This is a genomic window from Mesorhizobium sanjuanii, assembly GCF_002529485.1.
Classification (GTDB): Bacteria; Pseudomonadota; Alphaproteobacteria; order Rhizobiales; family Rhizobiaceae; genus Mesorhizobium; species Mesorhizobium sanjuanii.
Genome location: NZ_NWQG01000176.1, coordinates 1 through 11,648 on the forward strand (window position 1 = coordinate 1; position 11,648 = coordinate 11,648).

The window sequence follows — 11,648 nt, forward strand, 5'->3', positions numbered from 1 at the left end:
GTATATACATAATCACCATCAATTGAAACGGAAAAGATGATGGCGGCAGAGAACAAAAGCCGGGCAGGGGGCCTTCGCCTGTGGCGCAATGCGCGCCTGACGACCATGACTGAGCGCGGGGCCGGGCTGGGCATCGTCGAGAAGGGCGCGGTCGTCGCGCGCGATGGCCAGATCGCCTATGCCGGTCCCGAAGCCGACATGCCGTCGTCTCTCGCTCAGGGTGCCGAAACCATCGACTGCGAAGGCCGCTGGATCACGCCCGGCCTCATCGACTGCCACACCCATCTCGTCCATGCCGGCAACCGCGCCAACGAGTTCGAGATGCGCTTGGCGGGCGCCACCTATGAAGAGGTCGCCAGGGCTGGCGGTGGCATCGTCTCTTCGGTCAAGGCGCTGCGCGCCGCCAACGAGGACGAACTGGTCGCGCAGTCATTGCCGCGCCTCGATGCGCTGATTGCCGAAGGCGTCACGTCAGTCGAGATCAAATCGGGCTACGGCCTCGACCTCGAAAACGAGAAGAAATCACTGCGCGCCGCCAGGCAGCTGGGCATTGAGCGCCCGGTGACGGTCAGGACGAGTTTCCTTGGCGCCCATGCGCTGCCGCCCGAAGCCAAGGGCGACAAGGACGCCTTTGTCGATCTCGTCGCAGACGAAATTCTTCCGGCGGTCGCCGCCGAGGGGTTGGCCGATGCCGTCGATGGGTTCTGCGAGGGCATCGCCTTTTCGCCCGAGCAGATTGCTCGTGTCTTCGACAAGGCCAAGGCGCTCGGCCTGCCGGTAAAACTCCATGCCGATCAACTGTCCAATCTGCACGGCGCCGAACTCGCCGCAAGCTACGGCGCGCTGTCGGCCGACCATCTCGAATACACCGACGAGGCCGGTGCTGCGGCGATGGCCAGGGCCGGAACAGTGGCGACGATCCTGCCCGGCGCCTATTACTTCATTCGCGAGACCAAGAAGCCGCCAATTGCCCTATTTCGTCAGCACGGCGTCAGGATGGCCGTCGCCACCGACAACAATCCCGGGACCTCGCCGCTGACCTCGCTGCTGCTGACCATGAACATGGCCGCGACCTTGTTTGGCCTCACCGTCGACGAATGTCTGGCCGGCGTCACCCGCGAGGCTGCCCGCGCGCTCGGCCTGCTAGGACAGACCGGGACGCTCGAGGTCGGAAAATCGGCCGACCTCGCGATCTGGGACATCGAGCGCCCGGCCGAACTCGTCTACCGCATGGGCTTCAACCCGCTGCACGCCCGCATCTGGAGGGGACAATGACCGAACTGGTACTGAAGCCGGGCAACGCGACCTTGGCCGACTGGCGTGCCATCTATCGCGGCGCCGTGCCGAAACTCGACAATTCATGCTGGCCGAAGATCAAGGCCAGCGCCGAGGCCGTGGCGCGTATCGTCGCCAAGGGCGAGCCGGTCTATGGCATCAACACCGGCTTCGGCAAGCTGGCCAGCGTCCGCATCCCCGCCGCCGACCTCGAAACGCTCCAGCGCAATATCGTGCTGTCGCACGCCGCAGGCGTCGGCGAGCCGATGCCCGTTGCGGTAGCCCGGCTGATGATGGCGCTGAAGCTCGCCAGCCTGGCGCAGGGTGCCTCGGGCGTGCGGTTAGAAACCGTCGAATTGCTTGAAGCGATGCTGGCCAATGACGTCATTCCGGTGGTGCCGGCCCAAGGCTCGGTCGGTGCCTCGGGCGACCTCGCGCCGCTGTCGCACATGACGGCGGTGATGATCGGCGTCGGCGAGTGCTTTACCCCGCATGGCCGCTTCCCGGCCAAGGTCGCCTTCGTCTCGCATGGGCTGGAGCCGGTGACGCTCGGCGCCAAGGAAGGTCTGGCGCTGCTCAACGGCACGCAGTTTTCGACCGCCTATGCGCTGGCCGCTTTGTTCGAGGCCGAAGTTCTCTATCAGTCGGCGCTGGTCGCCGGCGCGCTGTCGACCGACGCGGCGAAAGGCTCCGACGCACCTTTCGATCCGCGCATCCATCTCCTGAGAAAGCATCGCGGCCAGATCGAAACGGCGGACGCGCTGCGCAATTTGATGGCCGGCAGCGCCATCCGTGAATCGCACCGGGTCGGCGACGAGCGCGTGCAGGACCCTTATTGCCTGCGTTGCCAGCCGCAGGTGATGGGCGCCGCCCTTAGCGTGCTGCGCCAGGCCGCCGACACGCTGGGCGCCGAAGCCAATGGCGTTACCGACAATCCGCTGATCTTCGCCGAGGACGATACCGCACTTTCCGGTGGTAATTTCCACGCCGAGCCGGTGGCCTTTGCCGCGGACATGATCGCGCTTGCCGTCTGCGAGATCGGCTCGCTGTCGGAGCGGCGCATCGCCATGCTGGTCGACCCGGCCCTGTCGGGCATGCCGGCGTTTCTCACGCCGAAGCCCGGCCTGAATTCCGGTTTCATGATCCCACAGGTGACGGCGGCGGCACTTGTTTCGGAGAACAAGCAGAAGGCCTATCCGGCCAGCGTCGATTCGATCCCGACCTCGGCCAACCAGGAAGACCATGTCTCGATGGCCGCCCACGGCGCGCGCCGTCTGATCGGTATGGTCGAGAATGCGACGGCCGTCATCGGCATCGAATTGCTGGCCGCGGCGCAAGGCTGCGATTTCCATGCGCCGCTGACCTCCAGCGATGCATTAGAGGCGGTGCGCAAGCTGGTGAGGGCCGAGGTGCCGCATCTCGACAATGACCGGCATTTCCACCCCGATATGGAAAAGGCCATCGCTATGGTGCGCAGCGGCGCGGCGGTCAACGCGGCGGGTTCGATTGCGCTGCCTTCCATTTCGGGAGCGGCATGATGGACAGCTGGCTTACGGTTACCCGCGGCACCGCACCCCTGCTGGTGTCGATCCCGCACACCGGCATCGATCTCGCCGGCCTCGAAAACCGGCTGGTTTCGCCCTGGCTTGGCCGTCGCGACTGCGACTGGTGGATCGACAAGCTCTATGACTTTGCCCAGGGCCTTGGCGCGACTGTCGTTCACACCGCGATCTCACGCACCGTCATCGACGTTAATCGTGATCCGTCCGGGGCCTCGCTGTACCCCGGACAGACGACCACAGGCCTGTGCCCGACCGAGACCTTCGACGGCGATCCGCTCTATCGCGAGGGCGAAGAGCCCGGACCGTCGGAAATCGACGAACGCCGCGAAAAATACTTCATGCCTTATCATGCGGCCTTGCAGGCCGAGATCGCCAGGCTGCGCGCCCTGCACGGACAGATCGTGCTCTACGACTGCCATTCGATCCGCTCGGTGCTGCCGCGCCTGTTCGACGGCACGCTGCCGGTCTTCAATCTCGGCACCAATGATGGCGTGAGCGCCGATCCGTCCCTGCAGGCCATCGTCGGCCAGATCCTGGCCGAAACCGGCGAGAGTTTTGTCATCAACGGTCGCTTCAAGGGCGGCTGGATCACCCGCCATTTCGGCCAGCCGCAAGACGGCGTCCATGCGCTGCAGATGGAGCTCTCCAATCGCGGCTATATGCGCGAACCCGAAGGCAAGGGCGCACCGGACAATTGGCCGGTGCCCTACGATGCCGCGTTCGCGGCGCCAATCCGCGCCACGCTGGAGAATATCCTCAAGACCGCGATTGCCTGGGCGCAAAGCTGACGCGCCCGCCTGCCTCATTCGAAAGGGAACGCCATGAACGATCCTCGCCACAATATCCGCGAAGTCCGCAGCCCGCGCGGCACCGAGCTCAACGCCCGGACATGGCTGACGGAAGCGCCGCTGCGCATGCTGATGAACAATCTCGATCCCGATGTCGCCGAAAACCCCAATGAGCTGGTCGTCTATGGCGGCATCGGCCGGGCGGCGCGCACCTGGAACGACTTCGACCGCATCGTCGCATCGCTGAAGACGCTTGGCGACGACGAGACGCTGCTGGTGCAGTCGGGCAAGCCGGTCGGCGTCTTCCGCACCCATGCCGACGCGCCGCGCGTGCTGATCGCCAATTCCAACCTGGTGCCCCACTGGGCCACCTGGGAAAAATTCAACGAGCTCGATAAGAAGGGCCTGATGATGTACGGCCAGATGACGGCCGGCTCGTGGATCTATATCGGCACGCAAGGCATCGTGCAGGGCACTTACGAGACCTTCGTCGAAGCCGGCCGCCAACATTATGGCGGCAATCTCAAGGGCAAATGGATCCTGACCGGCGGCCTCGGCGGCATGGGCGGCGCCCAGCCGCTCGCCGCTGTCATGGCCGGCGCCTGCTGCCTGGCCATCGAATGCGATCCCGACCGCATCGATTTCCGGCTGCGCACGCGTTACGTCGACGAGCGCGCCGATACGCTTGACGAGGCGCTGGAGAAGATCGAGCGCTGGACCAGGGCCGGCGAGGCGAAGTCGGTCGGTCTGGTCGGCAACACCGCCGACATCGTGCCGGAACTGGTGCGGCGCGGCGTCCGCCCCGACATGGTCACCGACCAGACGTCGGCGCATGATCCGCTGAACGGCTATCTGCCCAAGGGCTGGTCGCTGGCTGAATGGCGCGAGAAGCGGACGTCCGATCCGAGGGCAGTTGAGAAAGCCGCCCGCGCCTCGATGCGCGAACATGTCGAGGCGATGGTCGCGTTCTGGAACGCTGGCGTCCCGACGCTCGACTATGGCAACAACATCCGCCAGGTCGCCAAGGAAGAGGGCTTCGAGAACGCCTTTGCCTTCCCCGGCTTCGTGCCTGCCTATATCCGCCCGCTGTTTTGCCGCGGCATCGGCCCGTTCCGCTGGGCGGCACTCTCCGGTGATCCGGAAGACATCTACAAGACCGACGCCAAGGTGCGCGAATTGACGCCCGGCAACACCCATCTGCACAATTGGCTCGACATGGCGCGTGAGCGCATCGCCTTTCAGGGCCTGCCGGCGCGCATCTGCTGGGTCGGGCTCGGCGACCGCCACAGGCTCGGCCTCGCCTTCAACGAGATGGTTGCCAAGGGCGAGCTCAAGGCGCCGGTCGTCATCGGTCGCGATCATCTCGATTCCGGCTCGGTTGCGTCGCCGAACCGCGAGACGGAATCGATGAAGGACGGCTCTGATGCCGTTTCCGACTGGCCGTTGTTGAACGCACTGCTCAACACCGCGTCCGGCGCCACCTGGGTGTCGCTGCACCATGGCGGCGGTGTCGGCATGGGCTTTTCGCAGCATGCCGGCATGGTCATCGTCGCCGACGGCTCTCCGGCTGCGGCCAAACGGCTGGAGCGTGTACTGTGGAACGACCCGGCGACCGGCGTCATGCGCCATGCCGACGCTGGCTATGACATCGCGATTGATTGCGCCAGGGAGCACCAGCTCGACCTGCCGGGCATCCTCGGCTGAGCCGAACCGTGCGCATCCTCAGGGCCGCCGAATACCGTGTCATGCCGTGGAAGAACGGTGGCGGCACGACGACGGAGATAGCCGTCTCGCCTGACGGCGCCGGGCTCGACGATTTCGACTGGCGCGTTTCCATGGCGCGTGTCGAAAGCGGTGGTCCGTTTTCGGGCTTTGCCGGCGTCGACCGCACGCTGGCGGTGCTGGACGGCGGGGGCATTGTCCTCGATATCGCCGGTCAGGCTCCCGAGGAATTGACCAGCACGTCCGCTCCGCTCTTCTTTCCGGCCGACGTGCCGACGCAGGCCGCCCTGATCGCCGGCCCGATCACCGACCTCAACGTCATGACCCGCCGCGGACGAATGACGCACAAGGTCGAACGCCTGGCCATTTCAGCGCCTCTGGACATCCGCGCGGAGGCGGCAGCGACGCTCGTTCTGTGCGGCGACGGCACTGTCGCCGCCAGCCTCGCGGGCGCCGCCAAACTGGAGCCCCGCGATACGCTGATTGTCGGATCGGATGCCCGGGAACTGCGCCTGGAGCCTGCCCGAACTGCGACGCTATTCGTCATCCGCATCGACCGCGTCCCGGCGAACGATTAACGCCTGTCTCCAAACATGATCGCGGCCCGGGTCGAATTTGGCGTAAGCTGCCATCCGCATCACGAAAAAGCCTGAATCCTTTCTTCGATCAATCGGATGGAAGAGAGGGGAGCGCTCGTCCGGAAGTTGTCGACGACGACGTCTTGTCGTGGTGCGGACGTAACTTTCGGCCAATTGTCGTGATGCAACCAATTGCATTTGAACCGGTTTTAGGGACATTGCCGTGGCGGTGACGCCGCACTGCGTCCCTCCATGCGGAATTTTCAATGAATATCCAGACAAATCCCACCCAGATGGAAAAGACGAGCGCGAGCTTCCCGGCCATCACGGAAGAGCCGATACGCTCCAATTTCCTGCCGGAAGATCGCCTGCGCACGCTGGGCGCGAGCCTCGCCAAGGGCGACATCGAGGATTTGTTCGGCCTGACCCCGTTCGACTTTCAGGCGCGCATCCGCGACAGCGCCAGGAAGATCCTCGAAGTCTACCGCTCGACCAATGCCGCGCAGGCGAGGGGCGACACCATCACGCCGGCCGCGCAATGGCTGCTCGACAACAACTATCTGGTCGAGGAAACCATCTTCCAGGTCAAGCGCGACCTGCCGCGCCGTTTCTACCGGCAGTTGCCGACCTTGAAGCTGGCCGATGGCGCCAGCGTGCCTCGTGCGCTGGCGTTGGCCTGGACCTATGTCGCGCATTCCGACAGTTCCGTCTCGGCGAGCATGTTCAAGGCGATCGTCGAAGGCTTCCAGTCGGTCGAACCGCTGAAGATCGGTGAACTCTGGGCGCTGCCATCTCTGCTGCGCTTCGTCCTGATCGAAAATCTTCGCCGGATCGCGGTCAGGGTCAATCGCACAAGGCAGATGCGCCAGATCGCCAACGAGGTCGCCGACCGCGTGCTGGCGACGGACGACAGCCCAGACCGCCAGGCCATCCTGTCCAATTACGTCGCCCATGCGCAGGACACCACCTTTGCCACCCAGTTGCTCTACCGTCTGCGCGACGGATCGCAGAACGCCGGCAGGGCGCTGGAATGGCTGGAAGGCGAGCTTGAAAAGACCGGCTCCGACGCCGAGGAAATCATCATCGGCGAACATCGCACGCTGTCCGGCGGCAATGTGACCACCGGCAACATCATCCGCGGTCTCAGGCTCATCAACGATATCGACTGGACGGTGTGGTTCGAAGGCGTCAGCCGCATCGACACGCTTCTGCGCGAGCGCACCGATTTCGCCGCGCTCGACTTCTTCTCGCGCGACCAGTACCGGACCACGATCGAGGAGTTGGCGCGCCGCTCCGATCTTTCGGAATTCCGCGTCGCCGAAAAGGCCATCGAACTCGCCGGCCATGTCTCGGTCGTCGATGGCTCCGGCGTCGACGTCGCCGATCCGGGCGTTCACACCGACGTCGGCTTCTTTCTCGTCGGCCCGCGCCGGCTGGAGCTGGAACAGGCGATCGGCTATCGGCCGACCGTCAGCGTCGCGGTCAAACGGGCGTTCCGCAAGACCGGATGGCTGGGCATTGTCGTGCCGGTGTTCGCGCTGACGGTCCTGCTTCTGGTCCTGTCAGGCAATGCGCTTGCCAATCTCGGACTGTCCGCGCCCTCGATCGTCTTGATGCTGGCGCTGTTTGCCGTGCCGGCCAGCGAAGGTGCGCTCGCCTTCTTCAACACCGTCGTATCGTTGTTCCTGAAGCCGACGCGTCTCATCGGCTACGATTACAGGCACGGTCTGCCAGCCGAGGCACGCACGCTTGTGGTGGTGCCGTCGCTGATCGGCTCGCGCGACGACGTCGAGGAGAATATCCGAAACATCGAAGTGCATCATCTCGCCAACACTGGGGACGAGATCTATTTCGCGCTGCTTTCGGACTGGCCGGACTCCAAGACTGAAATCGACACGGCGGATATCGAAATCCTGCAATACGCGCGTGACGAGATCGCGCGGCTGAACGCCCGCTACCCCAGCGAAGGCGCGCCGCGCTTTTATGTCCTGCACCGCCGGCGGCTATACAATGAATCGCAAGGTGTCTGGATGGGTTGGGAGCGCAAGCGCGGCAAGCTGCACGAGCTGGACCTTCTGCTGCGCGGTGACAGCGACACCACCTTCCTGCCGCTGGATGTGCCGTTGCCGGAACACGTCGTCCACGTGATGACGCTGGATGCCGACACGCGAACCACCCGCGATGCCGTCGCCACTTTGGCCGGCAAGCTTTGCCATCCGCTCAACCGTCCGCATTTCGATGCAACAAAACGCGTCGTTACCGCCGGTTACACCATCCTGCAGCCGCGCATCACCGCTTCGCTGACCAGTGGCGACGACGCCTCCTTCTTCCAGCGGGTGTTTTCGGCCAATCGCGGCCTCGATCCTTACGTCTTTGCCGTGTCGGATCTCTATCAGGACGTTTTCGGCGACGGTTCCTTCACCGGCAAGGGCCTCTACCATGTCGATGCCTTCGAGGCAGCGCTGAAGGGCCGCATCGAGGAAAACACCATCCTCAGCCATGATCTGCTCGAGGGCGCGCTGGCCCGCTCGGCGCTGATCACCGATGTCGAACTGGTCGAGGATTATCCGACCCGCTATTCGGTCGACGCCTCGCGCCACCATCGCTGGGCCCGAGGCGACTGGCAGCTTCTGGGCTTCATCCTCGATCCGCGCTCCGGCGTGCCGGCGCTGTCGCGCTGGAAGATGGTCGACAATCTGCGCCGCTCGCTGACGCCGATCTTCTGGGTGATGGCCGCGATCGCCGGCTGGACGCTGCTGCCCTTCACGCAGGCCGCGCAGTGGCAGGCGCTGCTGATCCTCACGCTGTTCATGGCGCCGACCTTCGACATCGTCAATTCGATCCTGCCGAAAAGCGGCGACCAGACACCGCGCGGGCATTTCTCGGCAGTGATGCGCGACGTGGTCTTCGGCACCGCCCTGGTGGCACTGAAGATCGTGCTGATGGCGCACAATGCCTGGATGATGGGCGACGCCATCATCCGGACGCTGTACCGCCTGTTCGTCAGCCGGCAGAACCTGCTCGAATGGCGCACCGCCTCGCAGGCGCACAAGAATGGCGACAATGATCTCAGCTCCTACTATGGCATGATGTATGGCGCCGTGATCATCGGCGTCGTCGGCCTCGCCATACCGGTGCTGGCCGATTCCACCGGCGCCTTCGTCGCCTTCTTCTTCGCCCTGTTCTGGATCGGCTCGCCGGCTGTCGCCTGCTGGGTCAGCCGCTCGGCCGAAACCGAGGACCGGCTGCGCATATCGGCGGACGACATCCATGCGCTGCGTACAGTCGCGCGGCGCACATGGCACTATTTCGAAACCTTCGTGACGGCCGAGCACCACAATCTGCCGCCCGACAATTTCCAGGAGAGCCCGGCGCCTGTGGTGGCGCCACGTACCTCGCCGACCAATATCGGCGTCTATCTTCTGTCCGTGGTTTCGGCGCGTGATTTCGGCTGGATCAGCCTTTCCGATGCCATCACCCGTATCGACGCCACCATGACCACCATCGAGAGCATGCCGCGCGACCGTGGCCATCTCTTCAACTGGTATGACACGACGACGTTGAAGCCGCTCTATCCGCTCTATATCTCCGCCGTCGACAGCGGCAATCTCGCCGGCCATCTGGTGGCGGTGGCCGCAGCCTGCGCCGAATGGGCGGAAGCGCCGTCCGTCCACCTCCAGGGCGATTTCGAGGGCATCCTCGATACGGTGACGATCCTCGACGAAAGCCTCGAGGAATTGCCTGACGACCGCCGCCAGCTACGGCCGCTGCGCCAGCGTCTCGCCGATCGCCTCGATGGCATGCGGCGGGCGGTCCTGTCGATCAAGGCGCAGCCCGAGATGGCGTCGATCCGCACCATCAACCTGGCTGTTTTGGCGGGTGAGATCCGCAAGCTCGCCGTGGCAATCCACACCGAGGCCGCGTCGACGCGCAGCGACGTCATCGCCGACTGGGCGGCCAGGCTGGAAGCAACCTGCGAAGCACATGTGCATGACGCCCACAGCGACGACAATGCCGTCGAGGCCCTGCGTGCCAAGCTCCTGGCGCTGCGCGAGCGTACGCGCCGCTTCGCCTTCGAGATGGATTTCTCCTTCCTGATGCGGCAGGAGCGCAAGCTCCTGTCGATCGGCTACCGGGTCGAGGAGCATCAGCTCGACGAAAGCTGCTATGACCTTCTCGCCTCCGAGGCGCGGCTGACCAGCCTGTTCGCCATCGCCAAGGGCGACCTGCCGACCGAACACTGGTTCCGGCTCGGCCGGCCGATCGTCGAGATCGGTTTCCAGGGCGCGCTGATGTCCTGGTCAGGCTCGATGTTCGAGTATCTGATGCCGCCGCTGGTGATGAAGGAGCCACAAGGCTCAATTCTCAATCAGACCAGCAAGCTGATCATCAAGCGCCAGATCCAGTATGCCCGATCGAAGAACGTGCCCTGGGGCATTTCGGAAGCGGCCTACAACGCCCGCGACCGCGAGCTGACCTATCAATACACCAATTTCGGCGTGCCCGGGCTCGGCCTGAAGCGCGGCCTTGGCCAAAACACCGTGATCGCGCCTTACGCGACGATTCTTGCGGCACAGTTCACGCCACGCGAATCCGTCCAGAACCTGGCCAGGCTGAAGTCCATTGGCGCGCTTGGCCGGCACGGCTACTACGACGCGGTCGATTTCACGCCGCAGCGCGTGCCCGAAGGCACTGATCATGCCGTCGTGCTGAACTACATGGCCCACCACTCGGGCATGTCGATCGCCGCCGTTGCCGACGCCATCTTCGAAGGGCGTCTGCGCGACCGCTTCCACTCGGATCCGGTGATCGAGTCGGCCGAGTTGCTGCTGCAGGAAAGGGCGCCGCGCGACATCCCGACCGCGACCGTCAGGACAGAGGCCGACGAGCGCTCGAGGGACGAAACCGAGGCCGAGAGCCCGGACACGCGCATCGTGCTCGATCCGCTCAAGGCGTTGCGTTCGACCAGCGTCATGTCCAATGGCCGTTATTCGGTCATGGTCACCGCCACCGGCTCGGGCTACAGCCGCTGGGGCGAGCTTGCCGTCACGCGCTGGCAGCCGGATCCGACCGAAGACCGGCTTGGCTCCTATATCTTCCTGCGCGACACCGGCACCGGCGACTGGTGGTCGGCAACCGCCGAGCCGAAGCGCGCGACGGATGAACGCGTGCAGACGCTGTTCTCCGACGACAAGGCGAGCTTCGTCAAATCCGTGGGATCGCTGCGCTCGGAGGTCGAATGCATCGTCATTTCCGAGGGCAATGGCGAAGGCCGGCGGGTGACGCTCTACAATGACGGCGCCACCGACCGGCACATTGAGGTGACCTCGTTTGCCGAACTGGTGCTGGGATCCGAGGCATCGGACTACGCACATCCGGCCTTCTCGAAGATGTTCGTGGAGACCGAAATCGCCGCCAACAAGGGTGCGGTCTTCGCGACACGCCGCAAACGCGAGACCGACGAGCCTGATGTCACCATGGTGCATTTCGTCACCGATCCGTCTGGACCGGCGCGCGACGCCGAGGCCGAGACCGACCGGCGCGCCTTCATCGGCCGCGGCCGCACCATCACCGAGGCCGCCGCCTTCGATCCAGGCGCCAAGCTCGGCGGCCATTCCGGCTTCACGCTGGACCCGGTCGCATCGCTGCGCCGACAGGTGCGCGTGCCTGCCAACAAGAAGATCTCGCTGACCTTCTGGACTATCGTCGGCGCCAACCGGACC

The 11,648-nt window shown here is 64.6% G+C and carries 6 protein-coding genes; all 6 read left to right on the top strand.

The genetic code is table 11. The features are described 5' to 3' along the window. Positions 1-39: 39 nt before the first annotated feature. The gene (hutI, locus tag CN311_RS23915; protein ID WP_097576154.1) at positions 40-1,275 is read left to right on the top strand and encodes an imidazolonepropionase; all 1,236 of its coding nucleotides are present in this window, start codon (positions 40-42) and stop codon (positions 1,273-1,275) included. Further along, positions 1,272-2,813: a histidine ammonia-lyase gene (gene hutH / locus CN311_RS23920; protein WP_097576150.1), complete on the top strand. Its 1,542-nt coding sequence runs from the start codon at positions 1,272-1,274 to the stop codon at positions 2,811-2,813. Before hutI ends, hutH begins: the two co-directional genes overlap by 4 nt. Then, positions 2,810-3,625: an N-formylglutamate deformylase gene (gene hutG / locus CN311_RS23925; RefSeq protein WP_097576151.1), complete on the top strand. Its 816-nt coding sequence runs from the start codon at positions 2,810-2,812 to the stop codon at positions 3,623-3,625. Before hutH ends, hutG begins: the two co-directional genes overlap by 4 nt. 33 nt (positions 3,626-3,658) lie before the next feature. Next, on the top strand, positions 3,659-5,329 hold the full coding sequence (hutU, locus tag CN311_RS23930; RefSeq protein WP_097576152.1) for a urocanate hydratase: 1,671 nt from the start codon (positions 3,659-3,661) through the stop codon (positions 5,327-5,329). 8 nt (positions 5,330-5,337) lie between these two features. After that, positions 5,338-5,925 carry a HutD/Ves family protein gene (locus CN311_RS23935; protein WP_097576153.1) on the top strand — a complete coding sequence of 196 codons (588 nt, stop codon included), beginning with the start codon at positions 5,338-5,340 and terminating at the stop codon, positions 5,923-5,925. A gap of 266 nt (positions 5,926-6,191) precedes the next feature. Further along, positions 6,192-11,648 (top strand): glucoamylase family protein (locus tag CN311_RS23940; RefSeq protein WP_280954050.1); only part of this gene is annotated, 5,457 nt, incomplete at its 3' end.

Bases quoted from the DNA above. Each gene is read 5' to 3' on its own strand.
- hutI (WP_097576154.1), top strand. From the start codon at position 40: ATGGCGGCAGAGAACAAAAGCCGGGCAGGGGGCCTTCGCCTGTGGCGC.
- hutH (WP_097576150.1), top strand. From the start codon at position 1,272: ATGACCGAACTGGTACTGAAGCCGGGCAACGCGACCTTGGCCGACTGG.
- hutG (WP_097576151.1), top strand. From the start codon at position 2,810: ATGATGGACAGCTGGCTTACGGTTACCCGCGGCACCGCACCCCTGCTG.
- hutU (WP_097576152.1), top strand. From the start codon at position 3,659: ATGAACGATCCTCGCCACAATATCCGCGAAGTCCGCAGCCCGCGCGGC.